Origin of the sequence: Micromonospora sp. CA-111912 (assembly GCF_050948415.1) — a bacterium.
Lineage (GTDB): Bacteria > Actinomycetota > Actinomycetes > Mycobacteriales > Micromonosporaceae > Micromonospora.
In genome coordinates, this window is record NZ_CP192007.1 from 1,078,232 (window position 1) to 1,102,552 (window position 24,321).

Sequence of the window (24,321 nt, forward strand, 5' to 3'; positions counted from 1 at the left end):
CGGCTACCGCTCGGCTCAACGGGGGAGGTTGCGGGCGACCCTCTCGTACAGCGCGATACCGGCGGAGACGGAGACGTTGAGCGACTCGGCGGCGGGATTGATGGGAATCGAGACCGAGCCGGCCGAGATTTCCTCGAAGTCGCTCGACGTGCCGGTCTTCTCGCTGCCGAACAGGAGTGCCAACCGCTCGTCGACGTTGCGGAGATCGCTGACGGCAAACTTCCCGTCAGCGTCGAAGGCCATCAGTCGCATGTCCTTGCCCCGGAAGTAGTCGACTGCCTCCGTCCGCGACGCGAGAATGACGGGCAGTGAGAAGACGTATCCCCGGCTCGCCCTCACCAGGCGGCGATCCGCGATGCTGACAAGATCACTGTCCACGAGCACGATGCCCGCGGAGCCAAGCGCGAACGACGTCCGCACGATGGCCCCGATGTTGCCGACGATCTTCACGCCATCGAGGACGATGACATCGCCGGTCGAGCTGGCCAGATCGTTCAAGCCCCACGGCCTCGGCACCCGGGCGATTCCGAATGTCTTGGGTATCTTGTCGGTCTTGAAAATCTGCTTCACGATCGACGATTCGATCAGCCGGATCGGAATTTTTCGCTGCCGACAGGCGGTGAGAAGCGCATCCGGCACGGGATTGGTGTCGATCCCGTAGACCTCGACAAACTCCACGCCCGCGCGAATGCACTGCACGAGAGGCTCCGCGTCCTCAATCAGCGCCGTCCGAATAATGGACCTCGAGTGCTTCGTGACGTCGATGATTCGCTGAACGGCAGGATCGGACCTCGTGGTGATTATGTCGAGCACGCGCAGACTTTAGCACGGGGGAACAACGGCTCAGCGGAGTCGAAGGGGCGGGGGCCTCCGTGTCGGCGCCCGGTGCCCGACCGCCGACGGGCGCGCCGCGACGGGCGTCCCCGCAGTTGCTCTCCGCTGCCATCCGAGCACACTCGGCCATGGTCGCGTCGGCCGGGAGGAGTACGAAAGAGTCAATTGCCGGACACCTCAATGCGGCGGCTCCTCGTCCTGTCAACGGGGGCAGGGCTTCCGCGATGGCCAGCCAGGGGGCGGGGGCGGGTCGCCGACATGCGCCCGGACCTCGCGGACATTGCGGACGGTGACGGCTGCCGTCAATCTTCGAGGCATGCGGAGCGTCAAGATCCGTTATGCTCTGGGTTGGTCGGGCTGCGGGCTGCGAGTCTCAGTGCCGTGCAGAACGTGCTGATCGGCCGTGCAATTAATAGAGGGGACGAACGTTGCGTATCGCCATCCTTGGCCCGCTCGCCGCCACTCATCACAATCGACCCATCGCTCCGACAGCGGCCAAACCCCGCACAGTGCTCGCCGTATTGGCCGCGCACACCAATGATGTGGTCCCCATAAATGTGCTCATCTCCGAGTTATGGCAGGAGTCACCGCCCCGCAACGCCCGCACCACGACCCAGACCTACATCCTCAGCCTTCGCAAGCTGATCGACGCCGCCGCGCGGCAGACGGGTGTGGCGGACGACGCCAAGAAGGTCCTCGTGACCACGTCCGCCGGCTACCAACTGCGGGTGCCGGCCGACTCCGTCGACGCCAGCCACTTCGAGCGACTCGCCAACGTGGGACACCGTGCCCGGGAGCGGCAAGACTACGCCGCGGCGGCCCGCGCGTTCGCCGAGGCGCTGAGCTGGTGGCGGGGACCGGCCCTGGTGGACGTCCAGGCGGGCCGACGACTGCGGATATACGCCCAGCGCCTCGGCGAGGTCCGGCTCAACGCCCTCGACTGTCGGATCGAGGCCGACCTGCGCCTCGGTCGCCACCACGAGCTGCTCGGTGAGCTCTCCGCCGTGACCGCGCAGCACCCTACCCACGAGGGCCTGGTGGCTCATCTCATGCTCGCGCTCTATCGGTCGGGACGACGGTGCGAGGCACTGGAGGCGTACCAACGGCTCCGGACGGGACTCACCGAGAAGCGCGGTCTCGAACCGGCGCCGGCCCTACGTCGCCTGCACCGCTCCATGCTCAGCTCCGACGAGGCGACGACGGACCTGACCGAGACGTGGCAGGCGACGCACGCGGTGCGGCGGGCAGTGCCGCAGCCGAGGATTCCCGCTGACGTGGCGGCGATGCCGTGGTCGGCGTCGCTACCGACCTAGCCGCCCGCTGCCCACTCAGCGGGCGGCCGGGCCGGTGACGTCCACCCGGTAGGGCAGGGCGTGCACCGTACGGGCGAAGCCGTCGTCGGTCACCCGGAAGCCGGAGACGTCCGGGTGCACGTCCCAGCGGCCGACCAGCCCGGCCAGGCCAGCCACGACCTGCATGCGTGCGCTGGCGGCGCCGAGACAGTAGTGCGCGCCCTTGCCGAAGGTGATGTTGACGCTACGGCTGCGACCGGGGCAGAAGCTGGTCGGCTCCGGCACCCGATCGGGGTCGAGATTGACCGCGGCTATGTCGACGACGACCGCGTCGCGTGGTCGCAGCCGTACGCCCAGGCAGTCGCAGTCCGTCGTCACCCAGCCATAGACACCGAGGAACGGCGGCGACAACCGCATGGCCTCCTCGGCGACATCCGTCAGCTCGACCCCGCCTGCCCTGGCCGAGGCCAGCAGCGCCCGGTCGCCGTAGAGCGCGTGACAGGCCACGCCGATTCCGGTGGAGACCTGGGGGACTCCGGCCGCCAGCAGTTGGGCGACCGTCGCCACGTCCGCCCACGGGTCCGGGCCCTCCGCCTCGGCGTACGCCCGCAGGCAGGCCGCCAGCGGGGTGGCAGCCGGCGCGGCAGTCAACGCCTCCACGGCCTGCCGCAGGTAGCGCATCGCGGCGGCGAACGCCGCTGTGGACCGCTCTGGCAGGTCGAGCACGCCGCGGAAGCGGGCGCGGATGACGTACATGACGATCTTGTAGATCTTGGCCAGCGCCGGCCATCGGGATGGCGGGAAGCCCATCAGTCGGAACGTGCCGTCCAGGCAGAACGGCTCGATGAACTCCGCTACCAGGTCACCCGCCGGCGGCAGGGCCGCCGCTCGGGCGGTGGCCAGGTCGGCGAACGCGTCGACGAACTCGCCTACCGAGGATGGTGCATACGCTCGACGCAGCGCCCGACTGAACGTCGGGTGGTTGGCGCCGCGGTGGTACCACAGCTCGAAGAACTGGGCCACGGACGGGACGTCGGCCACCCCGGGCAGCGGGATCCCGGCCCGATCGGGTTCCAGCGCCGTGCCGATGTGCGGGTCGCGCAGGACGGCGTCGGCGAGGTCATGGCTGCGCACCACCCACTGGCGGGTGTCGGGGCGCCAGTGCAGACCCGGCGGGAGCGGCTCGCCGGTCGGCCCCCGTCCGGCGGTCACCAGCGGTTCGCCGGGAAGGGCGGTGACCGCGCCCGGCTCAGTCGACATCCTCGTCCCCGATCCGGTACGGGATACTGCGTACCTCTTTGAGGTTGTTGTGGGTGTCGATCCGTGTGCCGGCGACGTCGATCCGCAGCTCGGGTCGGCCGTGGACCAGCTGGCGTACCGCCGCCGCGATCTGGATCCGCGCGCTGTGCGCACCCAGGCAGTAGTGCGTGCCCCTGCCGAAGGTGAGCACCTCGCTCGGGCGGACCGGGCAGCCGTGGGCCGGGTCGGCGGCGGCGGTCCGCTGCAGGTTCACCGTGGCCACGTCGATCGCCACGATCGTGCCGGCGGGCAGCGGCAGCCCCAGGCAGTCGCACGGTTCGCTGACGAAGCGGAAGATGTTGCCGAACGGCGGGTTCTGGCGCAGCACCTCCTCGGCCAGGTCGGTCACGTCGACGGTCTCGCGCAGGATCGCGTCGCGCAGGTGCGGCGCGGACCAGATGTCCCGGCAGGCGATGCTCGACCCGACGATCATCGGTTCGATGCCGGCCATGAGCAGTTGCCCGATCAGGGCGGCGATCGGCCAGGTGCTGGGGTCGATCCGCGCCAGTTGACGGGCGGCCAGCAGGAACGGCTCCTCGCCCGGACCGGCGAGCAGCTGGTCGGTCAGTTGCTTCAGGTAGCGCATCGACGTCGCGAAGGCGGCCGCCTCCCGCGGGCCGTACTCGGTGACCCCCAGCAGCTGCTGCTTGAACAGGTGGATGACCAACCGGGCGACCTTGGTCAGCCGGGGCCACTCCGCCTCGGGCACTCCGATGACGAGGAAGGTGCTGTTCATGAAGTACGGCGAGAGGTAGTCGCGGGCCAGGTCGCCCCGGGGCGGCATGGCCGTCACACACCGCTCGGCCTGATCGAGGAAGGTCGCTTCGAAGCCGCCCACCGTCCGGGCCGTGAACGCCCGGCGCAGCTCGGTGTTGAAGACGTGGTAATGCTCGCCGACGGTGTACCAGAGCTCGAAGAACTGGGTGATCGTGGGCGCCTGACCGGGCGGCGGCAGGGCACCCGGCCGGTCCGACTTGCCGTGGTCGACCCCGGTGATGATGTGCGGGTCGCGCAGGACGATTTCCGCCAGGCGCGGGTCGCGGACCTTCAACCGGCTGCGGTCGGCGTCCCACCGCAGCCCGGTGGGAAGGTCTGCGGTGGCGAGCGGCGACGTGGTCATCGCGCCCTCTCGGCGGTCGTGACCGGCAGCTCGCGTGGGTAGTACGTGAACAGGTTGCTCGCCAGGACCACGTCGGACAGCTCGCCGTCGGGGCGCAGGTCGGGGAAGCGGGCCAGGATACGGGAGATCGCCTCCTGCATCTCGGCCCGCGCCAGCGCCGCGCCCAGGCAGTAGTGTGGCCCGTAGCTGAACGCGATCTGGCTGGTGGCCGACGGGCGGGTCAGGTCAAGTACATCGGCGTCCACCCCGAAGACGGACGTGTCCCGGTTGCCCGAGCCGAGCGAGATGAACACCGTCGCGCCGGCGGGAATCATGACGCCGCCCAGCTCGATGTCGGCGGTGGCGGACTTCGCGACGGCGAAGCCAGTGCCCATCTGCCCCCAGCGCATCAGCTCCTCCACCGCGTTGCCGATCAGCTCGGGGCGCTCACGCAGCACGGTCAGTTGCGACGGGTTGAGGAACAGGGCGAAGAACGCGTTGCCCAGCTGGACGGCGGTGCTCTCGTAGCCGGCCATGAGCAGGAGGATCACGGTCGAGACGAGTTCCTCGTTGGAGAGCTGCGACTCGTCTTCGTCCTTCAACGCGATCAGCTTGCTGAGCAGGTCGTCGCCGAGGGCACGCCGCTTGCGGGCGATCAGCATGGCGGCGTACCGGCCGATGCCGCCGAGCGCCTCGCCGAACTCGGCGAACGACGACTGCATGTCCCGGCGGGTGAGCTTGGCGGCCAGCTCGGTGAACTCGGGGCGGCTCTCGATCTCGATACCGAGCAGGTCGCAGATCACTCGGATCGGCAGCTGGTAGGCGAAGTCGGCCATCAGGTCGAAGCGATCGCCCCTCGCCGTGATCTCGTCGAGGATGTCTTCGGTGTGTGCGGCGATCCGTGGCCGCATCACGTCCGCCTGGCGCTGCGTGAACGCCTTGGCGACGATGCGGCGCCAGCGGGTGTGGCCGGGCGGTTCGGAGATGGAACCACCGAAGTTGAAGACGGGGCTCGACTTGTCCGCCTGGTATCCGGTGGAGACCCGCGCGGCGCCGTCCCGGTTGATGGTGCGGCTGAAGCTCTGTTCCGTCATCGCGGCGCGGACGTCCTCGTAGCGGGTGACCACCCAGGCCGGGTCGCCGCTGGCCAGCTTGACCGTGGAGACGGGGGCGTGCTCGCGCAGCCAGGACCACTCCGGCGGCTCCTCGAACGGCCGGTTGCGGGTGAAAGGATAGGTTCGAGCGGTCACATCCATTTGTGTCCTCCGGTTACGGTGCGGTCGTGGTCAGGGTGCCGAGACGGTGCGCCCGGTAGGCGCGGACGCGGTCGATCAGGTCGGGGTCCGGGGCCACGTCGGCGCACCCGCTGAGCACGTGGTGGCCGAGGAAGCCCAGGAACGCCTCCCGCTCGGGGGTCAGCCCGAGCCGGTTGTTGTGGGTGTGCAGATAGCCGACCAGCAGCACCCGCCGGCGACGCGTGTCGTCCGCGTCCGCCCCGGCCAACGCCACCGCGGGCAGCACCGTCGGATCGGCGTGCTCTGCGGCGACGGCCGCCCGTACCGCGGTGCTGTAGCCGTCGGCCAGTGGGAGCGCGGCGAGCGTCCGCCGGGCCTGCCCGGTCACCGGGCCGTCGCAGTCCGCCAGCAGCGTCGGCCAGGTCTCCAGGAACTCGTCGAACACCCACGGCGACCACAGCAGGCAGTAGTCGCGGAAGAAGACCGCCACCTCGGCCGGGGAGAGCCCGGCCGCGCAGAGCCCGCGCAGCATCATCGTGAAGCCCAGCCCGAGCCGGCGATCCGGCTGTGCGGCCAGCCGTGGCAGGGCCGCCAGCACGAGCCTGGAGCTGCGGTCGAAGAAATCCTCGGCGATGGCCACCCCGCCCGGGCCGCCGTACTTGTCGTACTCGGGGGTGTAGGTCGCCACCCGGACGGTGTCCGGTGGGTACATCCGCCCGGGTGGCACGGCCTCCAGAGCGGCCATCGTGGGCTGCGCTTCCCGCATGAACTCGTCCTGGTCGAACTCGACGTCGTCCGGGTTCTCGCGCAGGTACCGGGTCACCGCCTCGGTCAGCTGCGCCACGACGACGTCCGCGGCGGCCGGGTCGGTGCGCACCCGCACCCGGATGTGGTGTCCACCCTCCCAGTAGCGCAGGAAGAACGAGCGCCGCACCGCGCCCTCGGCGCGTAGCCGGGCCAGCACAGGTGCCAGCACATCGACGAGGAACGCGTCCTGACGGCCGAAACGGTGCACGTGCAGACTGCGCCAGACGTCATCCGACATCGGTCACCGCCCGGTTGAACTCCACGAAGAACTCCTCGGCCGCAGCGGGCTCGTTCTGGCGCTCGGGTATCGGCAGGCACTCGTGGAGCAGCACCGATCCACCCGTCATCGCCCGCGCCTGCTTGGCGAAGACGTGACACAGGAAGGGGTTGCGTACGTCCAGGTAGTGCGGTTTGTGCAGCCGGGCGCTGCGCGCCTCCAGCGCCCACTGGCGGGTCTCGGCCAGCAGGTCCCGCTTGCCGGTGGGCACCACCGGCGGCGCCATCATCCGGAAGAACAGCTCCCGTGGGAGGCCGACGGAGCGACGCCAGCTGTCGAACGCGGCCAACCCGTTGACCTCGTAGCGCTCCAGCTCGGCCAACCCGGGGAGCTGGTCGACGCCGAAGCGCCAGGACCGCCGATCCAGCACCAGGTCGCCGAGGACCAGCCGGGGACGGGGGCCGGTTCGCGGGCCGTCGGCGCGGTCCAGCTGGTCCCACAGCCCACCCCGATAGGTGCGGGTGGGCGCGAACACGCACAGGAACCGGTACAACATGGGCGCCGCCGCGGGATAGAGGAAGTTCAGCGGCACCAGGTCGATGGGCTCGCCGTCGCGGCCGGAGACCAGCACGAGCCGGTGCCGCTCCGGATCGGCCCGCACCGTGAGGTCGGCGAGCGTCATCGCCGCCCGGCCGCCGGGCGCGGCCACCGAGCCCGGGTACACCAGCTCCAGCGGGCTCAGCCGGGGATGCAGGTTGAAATTCAGCCCCAGCACCAGCGTGAGGTCGGTCTGCCGGGGACCGGTGCGGGCGACGTGCCGACGCAGTGCCGTGGCGAGGTCCCAGCCGTCACCGTCCTCCGGCTCCAGCAGATCGCAGAACCGGGAGAAGAACACCCCGTGTCCGGTGGTCATGCCGTTGATCACCGCTCTGCTGCCCGCCTGGTCGAACTGCACCCGGTACGCCGCCGACCGCCACGGCTGCACCGACGCGGGGAGCCGGTCGGTGACGGCACGTAGGTCGCCGGGGTCCAGCGTGAGCTGCTCCGCCTCCGGGGCGGCACCCAGACGCGCCCGTAGCAGGTCGAAGAACTCGCCACGCATCGCCCGGACGCCCTCGCTGGCCGGATCGTCCACGCCACACATCACCGCGCTCGCCTCCGCCGGCGGCAGCTCGGAGAACTGCCGGTACAGCTCCACGAGCGGCACCTCGGCGGTCGCGCCGAAGCGTCGGGTGAAGAAGCGGTACAGCCCCAGCTTCTCGATGGTGGCGTCGTCGAGTACCGGTACCAGCCGCTGCAACAGGTCGAAGGACTCGCGGTTCGCGGTCAGCAGCTCCGGCCGCCACGAGCTCGGCCGGGCGTTGGTGCCGACGTCCTCGTACATGGCCGCGCGCATCGCCTCCCGCGCCGGGGGCGGCCCGCCGCACACCTCGGCGAACTGGTGCACCAGCTTCCGCAACTCGGCGAGCAGACCGGTGCGCCGTCGGGCGCTGGCGACCCCGTAGGAGCGTTCGATGACGCTGAGCCGTTCGAAGATCTCCGCGCAGCTCGCCGCCGCCGGGGTGTCGACATTCCGCAGCAGCGCCGCGGTCTGCCTGGCCAGGTCGGTGGTCTGGTCCGGTAGGCCGATACCCCGGTGGCACAGGCCGACCTTGACCAGCTTGTCGATGGTCTCCCTGACCGCGGTGGGCGCCAACCCCGCCGCCACGAGCCGCTCGCGGAGCTGTCGTACCGTCAGGTCGCCCTCGCCCAGCGCGGTCGTCAGGATGCGGACCAGGTCGGTGTGGCGCGCGACGACGACCCGGTCCGGATCGAACCCGTCGTCGGCGCCCTCGATGGGGCGGCGGACGAAGACCGCGCGACCGTCCCGCACCGCGAGCGAGTTGTTCAGTCGGATCCGCAGCAGGTCGTCGGCGCCGTCGATGCGGTGGAGCTGGTGCACCATCCACATGAGCAGGCCGACGCTGAGCCGGACCTGGGTGCGACGGGTTCCCGGCGTCCCCCGCCACTCCCACGGCCCGGCACCGATCTCGGTGAAGGCGCCGAACGGGGAGGGCTTGAGCGCCACCCGGTAGGCGAAGCTCGTGATCGTGCTCTCGGCCCGCCGGGCCCGGCTCGGTTTGCGGCCCTGGTCGAACGGGTCCGCCGCGTACGCCATCACCTCGCGGTAGACGTCCTCGCCGGAGAGCTGCACCCCACGCTGGAACTCCTCACCCTGGGCCACGGCCGCCAGCGTCCGACGCCCGGCGGTCAACTCCGCGGACAGCACCTCCCGGACCCGCGCGGCCAGGGCGTCGGCCGCATCGCGTTCCCGGCACCACTCGTCCAGCAGGTGCCGCACCGGCTCGGGCAGCAGGTCCCGCCGGTCCGGCGATCGGGCCACCCGGTCGTTGTGCACGACGCGGCGGAGCGCCAACAGGTCGCGACGGTCCTCGGGCGACGCCTGCGGCACCAGGGCGTGCAGCGCGTCACCCAGCTTCTCCGCCAGGGGCTGCCGTCGCCGAGCCGAGGCGTCGACCTCGTCCAGCAACGCCCAGAACCGCCGGGGGACCAGGTCGTCCAGGGCGGCCAGGCCGATCGTGCCGCGCCGGAAGAGCGCGTACGGACTGAATTCTCCGGTCATCGGGGCCTCACCGTCACCTCCCACTCGGAGCCGGCGCGCACGACACCGACACAGATCTGCGCTTGCGCGCCGGAGCCCTGGCCGTCCAGGCCGTACGCGGCGTCGACGGCCGGCGCGTCGAAACCGAGGAACGGGTGGTTGCCCAGCCCGACCGCCGTCGCCGCCAGGACCACCGCCTCCATCGCCACGCCCACGGCCAGTTGCTGCGTGCGGTAGTCGCGGGCCGACCGACCCGCCTGCCGGGGCGAGGCGACGGCGTGCACGGTGAAGGCGGCCAGCTCGGCGTTGACCGAACTGCCGAAGAGCGCGCCCTGTAGGTACGGGCCGAGGTCGGGGTCCGGGCCGCGACCGACCGGGATGAGCCGGCCGTCGTGGTAGGCGTACCAGCCCGCCGGGACGCCCGGCACCCGGTGCACGGCCGTGCAGAAGGTGATCTCCGGCAGCGTCGGGCCACCGCGGCGACGCAGGGTGGTGATCGCTGTGGTCGCCTGCCGCAGCACGGTGGCCAGCTGTGCCGGGCTCGCCGGCCGGCCCGTGAACTGTCGACCCCCGGACCGCCGGCGGACGATCACGTCCTCGTCGGTGAGATCGACCGCGAGGGGCGAAGGCAACTCCACCGTCCCCGCCCGGACGGCACCGGACGCCGCGACCGGTGCGGCGGGGGGTGCCCCGGCGGCCACCGCCCGAGCTGACGGGGCCGAGCGGGCCGACGCGTGCACCATGTCGAAGACCGGCGATCGCTTGACCCGGCGTGACCGCTCCACCAGGCGGGGCGCCGCGACGGGCGGCGAGGCGGGTCGGCCGGTCACGTCCGCACCGCCGGTCGCCACGTCCGGGCCGCAGCCGACGACGGCGTACACGCTCTCGTCGCGGCCGTCCACGCCCAGGCAGTCGTTCAACGCGTCGTCGGCGAAGTCGGTCCGCACCCACGTGTCGCCGAACTCGCTCCCGGCCAGGCGCAGCAGCCGCCCGAGCACGACTCCGGCATCGACCGCCCCCAGGCGGTAGGAGAAGTCGCCGTACTTGTAGAAGTTCTTCCAGAACCGGCTGGTCAGCAGGAGCACGACGGCCGGGAGCGGCGCATCCGCGGCCAGACACAGGCCCTCCCGCAAGCGCCGGGTCGGGCTGTCACCGGGCAGCGCCAGCAACTCCAACCGGTACGGGTCGACGTGGCAGAGCCGATCGCTTCCGGTGAGCACGACGTACGCCTCGGTGGGATGCATCGCGCCCCCCGACGGAACGGCCCGCCGCAGCGTCGCGGTCGGCCCGCGGACCGCGGTCACCGCCACCGTGCCCCGCAGCACCCGGGCCAGCGCACCGGTCGCCGGTGCCCGCTCACCGCCCCGGTGCACCTTCACCGGCCAGGGGCCGTCGCTGAAATCAGCCCGCCAGCCGGGCGGGTTCGCCGACTGCGGATCCTCGCGGAGCAGTCGCAGGTGCTCGGTGACCCGATCAGGGGAAGGGGTGCGGGACACTGCCCACCTCCTCGCCGGGGAGCAGTTGGCTGCCGTACGGGACCCCGGTTCCGTCCGTGAGTCGCGGCAGCCCCTCGGTACGCCGGTTGACATGCCCGAACGTCATCGGCACCAGGCCGGGCACGATGACCCGGACGCAGTGCAGCCCGTTGCGGGTCAGCTCCGGCATGCTCTGGTCCACGACCAGTACGTCGAGGCCGGCGGCGAGCAGATCGCCGACCGCCCGGCGCAGATCGGCGCGGATGTCCAGGTCGTGCTCGACGACCGTCCCCGGGATCTCGGCCAGCGGGACGGTCGGACGCCGCCCGTCGAGGAGGAAGGAGTAGCGGTCCCAGGCCTCGGGTAGGGCGCCGACCAGTGAGTGATCCTCCATCCGCCGGATGAGGGTCGGATCGGCGAGCATCCGCAGCCCGTCGGCTCGACGGCTCGGATAGCTGTGCCGGGTGGCCAGGATGCTGCCGATCAGCTCGTGCAGTCCGCCGAGGACCGCCTGCCCCGGGTCGGGGTGCGCGCCGGACCCGGCGAAGACCGCCGGAGCGTCGACCGCCCGCCCCCGCCCGCCCCCGCTCTCCGCGACGAGCCAGAACGTCGGCAGGTGGTACTCCATGGTGGACTGGAAGCACCGGAAGTCGAATCCGGTGAACAGGCGTGCCTTCCGTAGCAGGGTGCCGAGCTCGCCGTCGTCGGGCAGCTCCACCTCCGGCAGGGCCAGGCGGCGATACCAGGTGAGCAGAAACGAGTCCCGCTCGGCCACCTCGCGCAGGCCGTGCAGGATCGCCTCTTCCACCGAGTTGCCGAGGGCGCATCCGTTCGAGGTGTCGTAGCAGAACGACACCTCGCCGTCGTGCCGAGGGCCCCAGAACGCGGCCCGCTCGGGGATCAGCACCCGCTCACCGTCGCGGAACGAGTACCCCCACACCCAGTCGACGACGGTCTCGGGGTCGAAGGCCCGGTAACGGAAGCCGTCCATGGCGTACGAGCTGGTCGGGTGCGTACCCAGCCGGGGCGGGTACAGGGCATGGTCGGCGATATCGGCGTACGCGGCCCGGACCGGTGCCCGCCGACCGCCCCGGTGCATGCCGGCGTAGCGTTCCAGGCCCTCCAGGACCGCGATGGTGCGGCTGTCGGCGTAGCTGCGCGCCCGACCGATGGCCGGCTCCCGTCGGCCCCACCGGGTGGAGAGCTCCACCGAGCAGGCGCCGTAGGGGTTCTGCAGGTCCTGCTTGAGCTCCTTGAACAGGCCCAACCCGGGGAACAGGTAGTCGGCGGTGACGGTCCTGGCGTCCAACTGTGCGGTGCGCAGCGTCGCCGGGGCCAGCTTCTGCAGGGCGACGTCCACGGGAGTGAACGTCGGCACGGTATCGGCGCCCGGCCGGCCGCAGCCGACGCAGGTGGAGTCCGGCAGCAGGACCTGCGGCTCAGCCGTACCGGCTTCCGCGTCCACGACCAGGACCGAGCCGGGCGGCACCAGGGCCCCGGCGAGGGATGCCTGCGTGTACCGCTGCACCATGGCCAGCGCGGCCGGGCGCAGAGTCCATACGTCGACGTCGCGGGGCGAGGAGTCCGGTGCCGCATCGCCGTCGAGATCGGGACCGAACGGTGTGTTCGCGACCCGGGTTACCAGGCAGCGGACGCACCCGGCCCGGCCGGGCGCCCACACCGGGCCGATGTACACCAGGCCCCGCCACGTGCCGACGAAGAGCAGCGAACGCCCGAGCCCGACGCACTCCACCATGGTGTCGTGGTAGGCGTCCACCTCGGTGAGCTCGGCGACCAGGACGCAGACGCCTCCGGGGTCGCTCCCGGCGGGCCGTACCAGCCGCGCGGCGAGCTGCCTCGCCAGGAAACCCACTCCGATCACGTCCACCGCCGACGTGAGCGCCGCGGTCACGGAAGCTCCCCCGGCGTGGCGACCACGTAGGCCTCGCCGTCGAGGAAGCCGAGCAGGTGGCCGAGGTCCCGGCCGGGGTCCCGTCGGGCCTGCCCGCCGAGCCGGGCGAGGGCGTCGGACCAGGTCCGAACCGGCGGCGCCAGGTGCCCGAGCACGTACCGGTCGGCGGTCTTTCCGGCCTCGTCGGCCAGACCGTCCGCGACGGCGCGGAGCAGGGCGTTGTCGCGGGCGTGCGCGGTGTCCACGCCGAAGCCGGCGACGGTGCCGCCGCCGGTGCTCAGCAGGACGCGGACGAACCCGGTGGGCATCGTCTGCACACTGTCGAGTCGCCACTCTCGACCGCCGGCGGCGAGCTCGTCGACGAGGAACATGCCGATCGGACTCGTCACCGCGTCCGTAGCGGAATCGGTCTCCGCACCGGCGGGCGCCGCGGCGTCGGACGCTACGGCGGCGGAGGCCGCCAGGCGGGCCCGGTAGCCGGCCTCCGCGCGGGACCAGCCGGCGCCGACGAACCAGCCGGGTGGGAGCACCCCGGCAGCGACGGCCAGCTGCCGGGCCAGGTGCTCCAGCGTCACCAGGACCACCTGGTTGCGGGCCTCACGCGGCGACACCGAGCGGCAGGCGATTCTGGTGGTCAGCTGTGCGGCGGCGGTGCTGTCGGGCTCGGCGACCCGGCAGATGCTCACCGCCAGCGGAAGCTGGTCGGCGTCGCCCTCAGCCAGGTGGTGGATCGGCCCGACGAGGTGGTCGGTCCAGCCCGAGGTCACGGTGACGATGCGGTCCGCGACAGCGACCAGGGCCGCGCTGTCCTCGGCCGCGGGGATGTCCGGACGGACCAGGTCGTCCTCGTGGCTCGGCGTGGCCGGTGAGGATCCGCGCGGAGTCGGCGGCGAGCTCGACTCGTGCAGTGGGCAGCTCGGGTGGCGGCGTGGCTTGTGGGTGCGCACGATCGGAGCGATCGGTTCCACGGTGGCGAGGCGCTCGAAGCCGGCGCGCGGCACACCGGCCAGGGTGGTGAAGGCGTGTTGGGCCAGGTGCAGGGCGGCGACTGCGGCCGGAGCCGCCGCCAGCGGCAGCGGCTGGCCGGTGACCGCGACGGCGTGGGCCGCCAGCCATCGGTGGACGCAACCCCAGCAGCTGTCGGGCCCGCCCGGCAGGGCCACGGTGAAGTCGCCGCACCGGCCGAGGACCCCCAGTCCGCGACCGGAGTCGCGGAGCCGGCGCTGGGCCGCGCCGACGCGGGCCACCGCGTCCGGGTCGTCGCCGAGTGCCTCGTCGGCGATCAGCACCATCGGGGCGTCCAGTTGGCCCGCCCGGTCGACCAGATCCGTCGGGTGGATCTCGTCGACGTGGTGGACCTCGTAACGCAGCTGGCTGTCTCGTCGGACGGCTGCGGCGAGTACCGCGGTCACCTGCTCGTCGGCTGCCTTTGTGGTCAAGACGTGGAGGCGGGCCAGTCCGAAGTCGGTCAGCGCGCCGAGCAACGCGGTCAGCGCGACACCACCGCCGGCGACCAGCAGGGGCGCCGACCGGGCCCGGTGGAACCGCGTGACGGGTCGGTCGGCGTGCAGATCGAGGAAGTCGAGCTGGGCCGGGTAGAGCTGCCGCAGCCAGTCCGGCACCGGCTCAGCCGGGTGCCGTGCCTCGGCGACCAGACCGTTGCGGGCCAGCGTGGCGATGAGCTCCAGTACCGAGCGCCGGGCCGTCTCGGACAGCCCCGACACCAGGTCGTCAAGGGTGCGCTCGCCGTCCAGGTTGCCGAAGACGGCGGCGACCAGTTGGTACGCGCCGGCGCCCCGGATCGTGAACGAACCGGCGTTGTTGCTGAGCCGTACGCCGTCGGCACGCCGGACGTAGAACGCGTCCGGCCGGACCGTGAACCGTCTGGTGTCGGGCATGGTCATCGCAGCTTTCCGTTGGCGTTGTAGACGGCACCGGCAGCCAGCTCGGAGACGACGTCGACGACCCCGGGCCGTTCGTTCTCCGCCAGGTCCTGGCAGTGCTCGCGGACGGCGGCCGGGTCGACCTCGCCGACGATCCGGGCGACGAGGCGCTCCAACCCGGAGTCGGTGCGCTCGATGAGGACCCGCGCGTCCGCCACGCCGGGCAGGAGCAGCAGGTGCCGTTCGATCGCCCGGGGGTAGACGAGGACGCCGCGCAGCTTCTCGCCGCCGTCCACCCGGCCCTCCAGGCACAGGTTCCCGGCCGCGTCGAATCGCCCGTAGTCGGTGCTGGCGACGTGGTCACCCGTCGGGAGGGGCGGCTCGCCGGGGCGCCACAGGTGGTGACAGCAGTCCACCCCCGAGACCGCGACCCGGCCGATACCCCGGGCGTCCGGGTTCTGGATCCACACGGCCTTGCCCGGGATCGGCGCTCCGACGTGCTGGTTGTGGCCCGGGTCGGGGTCCACGGCGATGGCCCCGGTCTCGGCGGTGCCATACAGGTTGGCCGGTGACACACCTCGGAACCGGTCCCGGATCAGGTCGACCCGCGTCTTGGTGACGTGCCCGCCGCCGAGGAACAGGGCGACGTGCCCCATCTCCAGCGGCGTCGGGGTGCCGACGCAGGCGGCGGCGGCGACTGCCGGGACGCTGAGCACGAACGTGTCTCCGCGCGCCTGCGACACCGCCGACCAGTCGTGTGGCGGGAAGACCACCAGATCCCGTTGGAGGAAGAGGCTGGGCAGCACGGTCATGAAGAACGCGGCCGAGAACTGCAGCGGCAGACAGGTGGCGAGTGTCGTCGGGGTGCGCCCGGAGAACGCCGGTTGCAGCATCGCCTGTTCGTAGTGCAGGGCGACCAGTTCCCAGGAGTCCGCGTGGCCGATGGCGAGCTTCGCCAAACCGGTGCTGCCGGAGGTGGCCACCCCCCACAGCGGCCGGTCGGTGGTGCCGACGAGGGGCGGGTCGATCTCGTGCAGACCCGGCATGAGTTCGCGGCGGCCACCAGCGACGGCGTCGACGGTGGCCCACAGCAACGTGGTGTCCGGCACGCTGGCCACCGCGAACAGCGCGGCGAGGGAGGCCAGCCCGCAGGTCGGGTCGACCACGTACGCGCCGCCGGGGCGCACCTGGTCACAGCGGGAGGCGGACAGCTCGGCCCAGGTGGCGTACTGCCCGCCCCAGCGAGCTCCGGTAGTGGTCGCCGGTGTGGTCAGGAAGCGCTGGAATGCTGGCCGACCCATGCCACCCACCCCTCGATCGTCCGGGGCCCGTCCTCGGCGGGCGCGCCGTAGCCCTGGTTGGTGAGGTACGCCCGCACGACCACCGCCTCCAGCGAGTCGAGCGTGCGGTGCGGGTCTTCCTCCTGGACCAGGTGGGAAAGCTGCGCCCGCAGGTCACTGCTCACCGTGCTGTCTCCTTTCGCCAGAAGGCCTCGACGGCCTCGTTGAACTGTTCCGGAGCGTCGTGGCTGGCGATGTGCCCCGCGCCGTCGAGGACGTGTCCCCACACACGGGGGCCGTACCGGCGCGCGTCGGTTGCGGCGGCCCGCTCGACCGACTTGAGCGTGCCGTTGACCAGCAGCGTGTCGACGTCGAGCGCGGCCAGGTCCTGCGGTCGCACCAGCGCCGTCGTCTCGAACGCACGCTCGACGTGCTGGGTGAAGGCGGCCAGGGTGGCGCGCCATCGCGCGCCGTGCAGCCGGTCGTACTCCGCCATCAGGGCGGCGTCCGCGTCGACGAGCGTGCCGAAGCCGGCCAGCAGGGTGAGGAAGACGTCCCGGTCCAGTCCCGGCGCGAAGCCGGTGAGGACCAGCGATCGCACCAGGTCGGGTCGGGCGGCGGCGGTGCGGGTGGCGAGCGGACCACCCAGGTAGGAGGCGGCGACGAGCCGTCCGGGCCCGAAGCGTTCAACGAGCGCGACCACGTAGCGCAGCGCGGTGTCGAGGTAGTCGGGCCCCGCGTCGAGGCGGCAGCGGCCGTGCCCGGGCAGGTCGATGGGGATGACCTGGTATCGGCCGTTCCAGGTGCGGATCTGGCCGCTGAAGTGTCCGTACGCGGTACCCAGCAGCCCGTGCAACAGGTACACGGGCTGCTGGTCGTCCTGCCTGCTCAACCGATCGCGACGGTCGCCACGCCGGCGGGGTCGACGAAGTGGTCGACCTGTAGTCCGCTGGCTTCCAGCCGGCTCAGGATGTGACGGGGCCGGCGCAGGTCGGCAACGAGGAACTGGGAGGTGTTCTCGTCGTTCTGCGCCTGCCGGTCCGACCGGTAGGGGGCCACGTCCGGGCTGCCGGGGCTGAACACGCCGGCTAGGCCGACCGCCCGGTCCTGGAACTCCTGCGGTTCGCGGGTGGTGAGTACGAGCCGCTGCTCGGGGCAGGCGAACGCGATCGCCGCCATCATCCGCAGGTAGTCGTCGTCGTTGATGCGGGTGGTGTCACGGGAGGCGTTGGCCGGGCGCATCCGGGGCAGCGACAGGTCCACGATCGCCCCGCGGTCGCGCAGGTGAGTGCCGTGGGCGACCAGGTCGACGAGTTCTGCGGAGACGTCGTCGTGCAGGCCCACGAGGACGCCCGGGTTGACATACCGGAATCCGGCGTCGAGCCAACGGTCGAAGGAGACGACGCGGCGGTCGAAGTTGGCCTTGGGCACGTCCAGCGGCGTCTTACCCATGAAGCGCCGGTAGGTCTCCCGGTCGTAGGACTCCTGGAACACGCACATGGTCACCGGGTCGGTGGGCTGGATCCATTCGGCGAGGACGTCGATCTCGTCCGGCTCCATGCTGCCGATGTTGAAGTAGATCCGTTCGAAGCCCATGTCCAAGGCGGCGCGCATGGCCCAGCCGATGCGGAAAGCCGTGCTCAACCTCGTGTACTTGTCCTGGTACTCGCCCGTCAGGAAGCCGACGCCCCGGACGCCTTCGTGAGTGAAGAGGATGTTGAGCTGCTCAAGGAGCTCGTTCCGGCCGGAGAACTTGCGTTCCATGCGGCTGTTGCCCTTGCGCATCGAGCACATCTTGCACTCGGAGTCGCAGTGGTTGGTGGTGTAGAGCGGCACGAACGTGTGCAGGCGGGGCTGCCGGACCGCGCAGCGCGCCTCGGCCGCGGCGATCAGCTCCGCCGTCGAGACGGTCCTGTCCTGCCACAGCGCGAGCGCGACTGCGGGCCGACTGGCGGTCGGCTCCTGGTCGACGGGCAGCGTCAGGACCGCCCTCGTGTCGACCGTTTCGGCCTCCTTCTGAACGGTTGCGAAGTCCGGCTTGACGAAATCTGTCGAAGCGGTGATGGCCTCTTCCCCCACGACATTCCCTTCCAGCAGTTGGGCGATTGAATCGCCGTTAACACTTGCTGTCAGGAGTGCGATCACGGTCGCACCCCCGTCGTGCCTGCAGCGACGCTATCGCACTTCGATCAATGCCGACAGGTGCCCTTGACAGCTGAAAATTGCGATGCTAGAAGCCGCAGGCGACTCTGCGGTCGCCCCCGCCGAGCTGGAAGAATGTGCCTTATCCGTGCCGTCCCTGCAGTGCGGCAATTTCCTTTCTATGATCAGAGAATAGCTCGCCTGTAGGGGTTTTATAGCGAGCATTTATTCCATCGAGGATTGCTCGGATAGCCTTGACAACACCACTGGGTGCTCCATAACTTCTTTGGTGTCGGGGGCCACGAGGTACCGAATCAGAAAGAGGTGGCGATATGGAGAACGAGCTGCTTACGCTCGACATCGACGACCTGGAGATCTCGGAGTTCCTGGACGAGAGCCGGCTCGAGGACAGCGACGTCGTCGCGAAGGTCATGTCGGCGTCCTGCACCACGTGCGAGTGCAGCTGCAGCTGCTCCTCCTGACGACGCTGGCGCTCGATCCCGCGGGTCCGCTCGGCGACCGCCGATAGCCCGACATCGAGATAGCCCATCACGCCGGAACGTGCCCCGCGGCCAAGGGCCCCCGCCGCCGCGGGGCACGTTCCGGATGTGCAGCAACGCGGCGGCGCCCGAAAGGAACGGCTCATGACTACCGCACCCATCGCCGACACCGAGCTCCACCTGCCGAGCAGCAGCGCGGAACAACGCGTCCTCATGCTGTACGTGCATGTGCCTTTCTGTCACTCCCGCTGCACCTTCTGCGACTGGGTCCAGGCGATTCCCAACAGGGACCTGTTGCGCAAGCCCGGCGATTCGGTCCGAATGAACTACATCCGGGCGTTGTGCCAGGAGATCGAGCACCGCGGCGCCGAGCTGGCCGGTCTCGACACCCTGCCGTACGTCGTCTACTGGGGCGGCGGCACGGCGAGCAGCCTCGACAACGACGAGGCCACACAGGTCATGGCCGCCCTGCGGAACTCGTTCGACCTGAGCACCGTCGCCGAGGCCACCATCGAGTGCAGCCCGGACACCGTGGACGAGGAGAAGCTCGCCTTCTTCCGTGACCTCGGCTTCAACCGGGTCTCCAGCGGCGTCCAGTCCTTCGACGACGAGCGGCTCAAGCGGCTCGGTCGTCGGCACAGCGCCACCCAGGCCAGCCGGCTCACCCACGCGGCCCGCGCCGTGGGGTTCGAGGACGTGTCGATCGACATCATGTCCGGCTTCCCGGACCAGAGCCTGGACGAGCTACGGCACACGGTGGACAGTGCGTTGGAGCTGCCGATCAACCACCTGTCGCTCTACTCGTTCCGGCCCACGCCCGGCACGTTCATGCGCCGCAAGATGGATCCCGACGAGAAGCGCGGCTACGTACGCACCCAGAAACACCTGTTCACCGAAGCGCGCCGGCTGATCAACGCGGCCGGAATGAGCGAGTACGCCTCCGGCTACTTCGGCAAGGTCTCGCCGTTCGCCGCCATGTACTTCCAGTTGCGCGCCGACACCGTCGGCTTCGGCTCCGGGGCGATCTCGCTGGTGAACCAGCAGTTCCAGTCCCACCGCAAGGGTCTGCTGCACAGCTACGTCCAGGCGCCCACCAGCTTCGACATCGCCGTACCCGCCAGCCAGGACCGGGTGCTGGTCTCGTTCCTCCAGGCCGGTCTCGCGATGTTCGACGGAGTCCTGCGCGACGAGTGGCGCATCGCCACCGGCACCGATCTCGACGAGGTGCTCACCCGTCCGACCATCGCGCCGCTGGCCGAGTTTCTGCGGGGACGAGGGCTCGTCTCCGACGAGCGGGGCATCCGACTGCCGGTGCGCAACGTCGGGGTGACCCTCATCGAGTTGGCGTTCGAGATGGCGATGTCCCAGCCGGAGCTTGAATGACTGATACCACTCGCCACTGGTGGGAGCTGGAGATCGTCGTACCCGCCGATCGGTGGTGCGCCTTCGTCGCCGACGTGGCCGGGCCGTTGCTGGACACGTGCGCGAGCACCGGTTCCGGGATCGGTGGCGCGCTGCTGGTCCGCGACGTCACCGCTCGGGGGGTGCCGGCGATCTACGTGCAGGCGCTGGCGGCGAGCGGTTCGGAGCTGGCGGACGCCTACCGGACGGTGCTGCCGGCGTCGCCCGAGCCGGCGGTCGCCGGGGCCGTCACGGTCGATTCCCGGCTCCCGGGCGGGCCCACCGGCCCGCCCGACTCCCCGGTGGCGTCCCTCGACACCGCCGTGGTGCGGCCCGCCCGACTGGTCCCGCTCGCCGGGCCGGTCTTCGGTGGTGCCGCCCTGCCCGCGCTCACCCGCACCTTCCTGCACCGGGTCGGCCCGGCGCTGGTGCAGCTGGCTCAGGAGGGCCGGGGCCAGCGCCGGTCGATGCTGCAGGCCGCTCTGCCCGTGATGGCGGCGCAGCTCAAGGCGCAGGGTCCATCGGCCGCTCCAGGTGCCGAGAATCTCACCCTCAACGGCGTGCCGCTGGGTTTCTTGAGCTTCCGGTCCCACGCCGAGGCGTTCTTCGCGACCTGCCGGGACCCGGCGGCCGCACGCGCGGCGATGGACGGCCGATACCACGGCGCTCGGGCCGGTATCGACCGGACGGTCGCCGCAGTCTTCGAGGCGGCCGAGACCGGTTCGCTGCGAGACGGCCCCGCCGGGCTCTGGTACGCGACAGCCTGTGCGGCGAAGGCGGAGTTCATGTCCGCGTTCCGGGCGGCGGAGTTGACGGTCTCGGCGCCGCCGGACCCGACCCGGCACGGCAACGACCTGGCCCACAGCCGGTTCCATCGCAAGGCGGGCGCGTCGACGACGCTGCAGACGTACATCCAGGGTGATCCGGCGTTCCTCGCCGTACGCCTCTGCACCAGCCTGCTCTACCTCGGCCTGCACACCGCCGGTCTGACGCTGGCCGAGCGGTACTTCCTCTGCCACGTCATCGGTCGAGCCTGCGAATCGTTGAGCGGCACCGATGCCCTGTCGATCCTCGACGACCTCTCCTGACGCGACCGACCCGCGGCTCGCCGCGGGTCGGTCGCGTGCCGTGGGCTCGGTGCCTCAGCCGCGCCGGGCGTGGACGGGGATGATCGAAGCGGCACCCCGGTTGTGCTCCACGGGGCGGACGAAGGGCTCCGCCTCGGGCGCCTCGTAGGCCATCCCCACGCCGGCCACGAGCTTGCCGACGTCGCTGAGCCCCTCGGCAGCGGCCTCCACCCCGAAATACTGTCGGCTGGTGGGGAGATAGCCGATCAGCTCACCCACCCGGGAGGCGACCGGCGGAGCGCCGTAGGCGGCTTCCTTGTTGTCCCACAGGTATACCGCCCCCCAGGTCTCGCCGTCCGGTCCGGTCGACGAGATCCAGACCTTCTGCCGCAGCCCGGGCACTTGTGAATAGGCGTCGACGGCGTAGTCGCGCAGGTAAGCCCGCAGCGAGGCCACCGTCTGCTCGGAGTGGGACAGGTCCCACATGATTATGGAGCAGTAAAGGCCGTTGTCCTGCACGACTTCCTCCAATATGAGGCCGGTAATCTGCCGGCGAGTCTATCGGGAGACGATCGAGTCCGAAATGGTTTCGGGACGCGCCGCGCCGGGCGGGTGGTCGTTGACGGGACGACGGCCCGGTCACTGCCGGATTGGAGGCGAGTGTGGTCGCTCAAGAGACGGACAAGGATGGCTAAAGAACGGCATTATCCGTATCGACCTGTTACCACACCAGGGGCTCAGCGTCAGCGAGATCGTTGACAAGTCCGCAGGTGGAACGCCGTGCCGGCGCATATCGTGACCGCCTATCACTGGAATTCAGCTACGTCAACTTCTCTTGTCTGCTTCTGGTCGTTTGGGATATTTTCCGAGCCGGGCCGCGAATTCTTCACGCAGGAATCCGTAGCCTCTTCGTCGTCGAATACCGCTAGGCGCCGAGCCGGTGGCCGGCGACATGACCCACCGTCGTTCACCACGTAGACAGGGGACCGTGCATGACATCGCCGAACCATCCCGGTCACGAGGTCGCCGCCGAGAGCGTAAGCCCCGTTGACGGCCCGGACGCAGCGTCGGCCGGATCCACCGCCGCCCCCGCGCGGGCGGTTGGCGCGGCACCGGTATACCCGTTTCCCCCGGAGTGCCCCTTCCGGCTTCCTCCGGAGATGGCGCGCCTGCGCCGTACTGAACCGGTCGCCCGGGTCCAGCTCGCCAGCGGCGCACCCGCGTACCTGGTCACCAGCTATCGGCACGTCCGGATGGTGCTGAGCGACGAGCGATTCAGTCGGCGTCCGGTGCGGGCTCGGGCGGTCGCCCCAGCCGGCGGTCGTCCGACGGGCGGGAGCACCAACGGGGCGCCCCCCTCCGCGCCGGCTCCGGCGTTCGACTTCGGACTGTTCATCGCCGACCAGGCGGCCCACGCCCGCTGGCGTAGCCGCACCAACCAGGCGTTCAACGTCCGGCAGGCCGAGGCCATGCGGATCCGGGTCGGCGAGCTCGTCGAGGAGCTGCTCGACGGGTGCGAGGCGGCACCCCATCCGGTCGACCTGATGGACCGGTTCGCCTTCCGGCTGCCGCTGCGGGTGCTCTTCGCGCTCTTCGACGTGCCGGACCAGCTTCGCCCGGCGTTCGAGGCGTGGGCTCTGGCGATGCGGGCCGGTGGAGCGTCCATGGCCGCCTTCGGCGCGGCGATGGCCGGTCTGCACGGGGCCGCGGTCGAGTTGGTCCGCCGCAGGCGTGGCCAGCTGGGCGAGGACCCGCTGTCCCAGCTGATCGGGCAGTCCGGTGACCTGTCCGACGAGGAACTGGTCTCGACGGTGATGCTGCTGACCGTCGCCGGCTACGAGACCGTGGCGACGCAGCTCGGCAACGGGCTACTGGCCCTGTTCCAGCACCCCACTGAGCTCGACCGGCTGCGCTCGGGCGGCGTCGCCGTCGACCTCGCCGTCGAGGAGATCCTCCGGTACGCCCAGGCCGGCACCGGGTTCGCCGGTCTCCTCTACTCCACGTGCGAGGTGGCGCTCGATGACGTCGTGGTCCCCGCCGGCGCGGCGGTGTTCATCTCGGCCGACGCGGCCGGCCGGGACGAGCTGCGTCTGCCCGACCCGGAGCGGTTCGACCTGTCCCGGGGCGCGGCGAGCCACCACCTCGCGTTCGGCGTGGGGGCGCACTTCTGTCTCGGTGCACCGCTGGCCCGCGTCGAGCTGCAGGAGGCTCTCGCCCGGCTGATGGCCCGGTTCCCGGGCCTGAGGCTGGTCCCGGCCGCGGCGGACGTCCCCATCGTCAGCAACCGGTTCAACCGGCTGCCCGCCGAGCTTCTGGTGACCTGGTGATCTGGACCGACCGGGGCCACGGTCGGTGGCCCCGGTCGGTCCAGGGAGACCGGGTGGCCTGGGTGCCGCGGTACGGCGACCGGGGTCAGGAGCCCTTGCGCCAGTACACCCCGCACCGGTCGATGGTGACCAGGTCCGGGGTCTGCTCACCGGCGGCCTTCAGGTAGTCGTGCACGGCCAGCCGGCACTCCTCAAGGAAGTGGTAGTCGTCCACGATCACGTAACCGCCGGGCGAGACCCGGGGGTACAGGTGCTCCAGGGTCGCGTACGTGGACGCGTAGAGGTCGTTGTCGACCCGCAGGACCGCCAGCCGTTGCACCGGCGCGGTGGGCAGGGTCTCGGCGAGCCAGCCGGGCAGTAACCGCACCTGCTCGTCGAGGAGTCCGTAGCGGCGGAAGTTCTCCCGTACCTCCTCCTCGGAGCCACCCTTGAGGAACCGCGCCTTCATCTCCTCCGCCGCCTGCCGCTGCTCCTCGCGCTGCTCGCCGGCCAACTCCGGATAGACGTCACTCATCTGGTACCGCGCCTCGGCGGGAGGTTGCGGGAATCCCTGGAACGAGTCAGCCAGCCACACCGAGCGGTCGGTGACCCCGTACGCCTTGAGCACGCCCCGCAGGAAGATCATCGCGCCACCGCGACCCACCCCGGCCTCCAGGAAGTCGCCGGGGACCTGGTCGCGGAGCACCGTTTCGGTCAGCTCCCGGAGGTTGTCCAGTCGCGCGAACCCGACCATGGTGTGGGCCTCGCTGGGGCAGTCGAGACCGGCGGCCCGGGCCTCGGGGTCGAACTCGGCCTGCGGTACCCACGGTGGTGAGATCGGCGGGTCCTGGTAGATCGTGTTGGTCACACAACGCTTGAGCAGGTCCAGGTACAACTGTTCGGCGCTGCCGTCCTGCCCGTCTGGTGCTCTCAGTCCTGTCACGGTCGTTGTGCCTTTCCTGGTGGCCCG

At 70.9% G+C, this 24,321-nt stretch carries 20 protein-coding genes; 5 read left to right on the forward strand and 15 right to left on the reverse strand.

From position 1 onward, the window contains the following. Positions 1 to 15: 15 nt before the first annotated feature. Positions 16 to 819: an NshR/TsnR family 23S rRNA methyltransferase gene (gene nshR, locus ACQPZO_RS05055; protein WP_433350811.1), complete on the reverse strand. Its 804-nt coding sequence runs from the start codon at positions 817 to 819 to the stop codon at positions 16 to 18. A 524-nt stretch (positions 820 to 1,343) separates the two neighbouring features. Here nshR and ACQPZO_RS05060 point away from each other — a divergent pair. Next, complete coding sequence (locus tag ACQPZO_RS05060; RefSeq protein WP_433347465.1) at positions 1,344 to 2,147, forward strand: AfsR/SARP family transcriptional regulator; 804 nt, start codon at positions 1,344 to 1,346, stop codon at positions 2,145 to 2,147. Between the two features lie 15 nt (positions 2,148 to 2,162). On the opposite strand, the gene ACQPZO_RS05065 is transcribed toward ACQPZO_RS05060, so the two are convergent. Genes ACQPZO_RS05065 through nocL form a run of 12 tightly spaced genes read right to left on the reverse strand, consistent with a single transcriptional unit; the run spans position 2,163 to position 18,014 of the window. Further along, positions 2,163 to 3,386, reverse strand: coding sequence for a cytochrome P450 (locus ACQPZO_RS05065; RefSeq protein WP_433347467.1), 1,224 nt, complete (start codon positions 3,384 to 3,386; stop codon positions 2,163 to 2,165). After that, positions 3,376 to 4,545: a cytochrome P450 gene (locus ACQPZO_RS05070; RefSeq protein WP_433347469.1), complete on the reverse strand. Its 1,170-nt coding sequence runs from the start codon at positions 4,543 to 4,545 to the stop codon at positions 3,376 to 3,378. The genes ACQPZO_RS05065 and ACQPZO_RS05070 overlap by 11 nt, the downstream gene beginning before the upstream one ends. After that, a complete protein-coding gene (locus tag ACQPZO_RS05075) occupies positions 4,542 to 5,774 on the reverse strand; it encodes a cytochrome P450 family protein (RefSeq protein WP_433347471.1) in 1,233 nt (410 codons plus the stop codon). The genes ACQPZO_RS05070 and ACQPZO_RS05075 overlap by 4 nt, the downstream gene beginning before the upstream one ends. 19 nt (positions 5,775 to 5,793) lie before the next feature. Continuing rightward, entirely contained in the window at positions 5,794 to 6,804 is a 1,011-nt protein-coding gene (locus ACQPZO_RS05080; RefSeq protein ID WP_433347473.1) for a lantibiotic dehydratase C-terminal domain-containing protein, read from the reverse strand. Beyond that, positions 6,794 to 9,406, reverse strand: coding sequence for a lantibiotic dehydratase (locus tag ACQPZO_RS05085; RefSeq protein ID WP_433347475.1), 2,613 nt, complete (start codon positions 9,404 to 9,406; stop codon positions 6,794 to 6,796). Before ACQPZO_RS05085 ends, ACQPZO_RS05080 begins: the two co-directional genes overlap by 11 nt. After that, positions 9,403 to 10,881: a nitroreductase family protein gene (locus tag ACQPZO_RS05090; RefSeq protein ID WP_433347477.1), complete on the reverse strand. Its 1,479-nt coding sequence runs from the start codon at positions 10,879 to 10,881 to the stop codon at positions 9,403 to 9,405. Before ACQPZO_RS05090 ends, ACQPZO_RS05085 begins: the two co-directional genes overlap by 4 nt. Beyond that, positions 10,859 to 12,772 (reverse strand): TOMM precursor leader peptide-binding protein, encoded by a 1,914-nt coding sequence (locus ACQPZO_RS05095; protein ID WP_433347479.1) that lies wholly within the window; start codon positions 12,770 to 12,772, stop codon positions 10,859 to 10,861. The genes ACQPZO_RS05090 and ACQPZO_RS05095 overlap by 23 nt, the downstream gene beginning before the upstream one ends. After that, positions 12,769 to 14,676, reverse strand: coding sequence for a hypothetical protein (locus ACQPZO_RS05100; RefSeq protein ID WP_433347481.1), 1,908 nt, complete (start codon positions 14,674 to 14,676; stop codon positions 12,769 to 12,771). The genes ACQPZO_RS05095 and ACQPZO_RS05100 overlap by 4 nt, the downstream gene beginning before the upstream one ends. Further along, the gene (locus tag ACQPZO_RS05105; protein ID WP_433347483.1) at positions 14,673 to 15,956 is read right to left on the reverse strand and encodes an AMP-binding protein; all 1,284 of its coding nucleotides are present in this window, start codon (positions 15,954 to 15,956) and stop codon (positions 14,673 to 14,675) included. Before ACQPZO_RS05105 ends, ACQPZO_RS05100 begins: the two co-directional genes overlap by 4 nt. Continuing rightward, a complete protein-coding gene (locus ACQPZO_RS05110; RefSeq protein ID WP_396669456.1) occupies positions 15,926 to 16,120 on the reverse strand; it encodes a hypothetical protein in 195 nt (64 codons plus the stop codon). Before ACQPZO_RS05110 ends, ACQPZO_RS05105 begins: the two co-directional genes overlap by 31 nt. Then, positions 16,117 to 16,827: an alpha/beta fold hydrolase gene (locus tag ACQPZO_RS05115; protein WP_433347485.1), complete on the reverse strand. Its 711-nt coding sequence runs from the start codon at positions 16,825 to 16,827 to the stop codon at positions 16,117 to 16,119. The genes ACQPZO_RS05110 and ACQPZO_RS05115 overlap by 4 nt, the downstream gene beginning before the upstream one ends. Next, entirely contained in the window at positions 16,824 to 18,014 is a 1,191-nt protein-coding gene (nocL, locus tag ACQPZO_RS05120; protein ID WP_433347487.1) for a 3-methyl-2-indolic acid synthase, read from the reverse strand. Before nocL ends, ACQPZO_RS05115 begins: the two co-directional genes overlap by 4 nt. A 395-nt stretch (positions 18,015 to 18,409) precedes the next feature. Between nocL and ACQPZO_RS05125 the strand changes: the two genes are divergently transcribed. From ACQPZO_RS05125 to ACQPZO_RS05135, 3 genes are all read left to right on the forward strand, one after another. After that, a complete protein-coding gene (locus ACQPZO_RS05125; protein ID WP_117665676.1) occupies positions 18,410 to 18,559 on the forward strand; it encodes a thiocillin/thiostrepton family thiazolyl peptide in 150 nt (49 codons plus the stop codon). A gap of 162 nt (positions 18,560 to 18,721) precedes the next feature. Beyond that, the gene (locus tag ACQPZO_RS05130) at positions 18,722 to 19,960 is read left to right on the forward strand and encodes a coproporphyrinogen-III oxidase family protein (protein WP_433347490.1); all 1,239 of its coding nucleotides are present in this window, start codon (positions 18,722 to 18,724) and stop codon (positions 19,958 to 19,960) included. Then, on the forward strand, positions 19,957 to 21,066 hold the full coding sequence (locus tag ACQPZO_RS05135; protein ID WP_433347492.1) for a hypothetical protein: 1,110 nt from the start codon (positions 19,957 to 19,959) through the stop codon (positions 21,064 to 21,066). The genes ACQPZO_RS05130 and ACQPZO_RS05135 overlap by 4 nt, the downstream gene beginning before the upstream one ends. 54 nt (positions 21,067 to 21,120) lie before the next feature. Here the strand turns inward: ACQPZO_RS05135 and ACQPZO_RS05140 are convergent, their stop codons facing one another. Next, positions 21,121 to 21,564, reverse strand: a complete 444-nt coding sequence (locus tag ACQPZO_RS05140) for a hypothetical protein (protein WP_433347494.1) — start codon at positions 21,562 to 21,564, stop codon at positions 21,121 to 21,123. Between the two features lie 641 nt (positions 21,565 to 22,205). Between ACQPZO_RS05140 and ACQPZO_RS05145 the strand changes: the two genes are divergently transcribed. Beyond that, positions 22,206 to 23,372, forward strand: coding sequence for a cytochrome P450 (locus tag ACQPZO_RS05145; RefSeq protein ID WP_433347496.1), 1,167 nt, complete (start codon positions 22,206 to 22,208; stop codon positions 23,370 to 23,372). Positions 23,373 to 23,457: 85 nt separating this feature from the next. On the opposite strand, the gene ACQPZO_RS05150 is transcribed toward ACQPZO_RS05145, so the two are convergent. Further along, on the reverse strand, positions 23,458 to 24,294 hold the full coding sequence (locus ACQPZO_RS05150; RefSeq protein ID WP_433347498.1) for a TylF/MycF/NovP-related O-methyltransferase: 837 nt from the start codon (positions 24,292 to 24,294) through the stop codon (positions 23,458 to 23,460). Positions 24,295 to 24,321 lie beyond the last annotated feature (27 nt).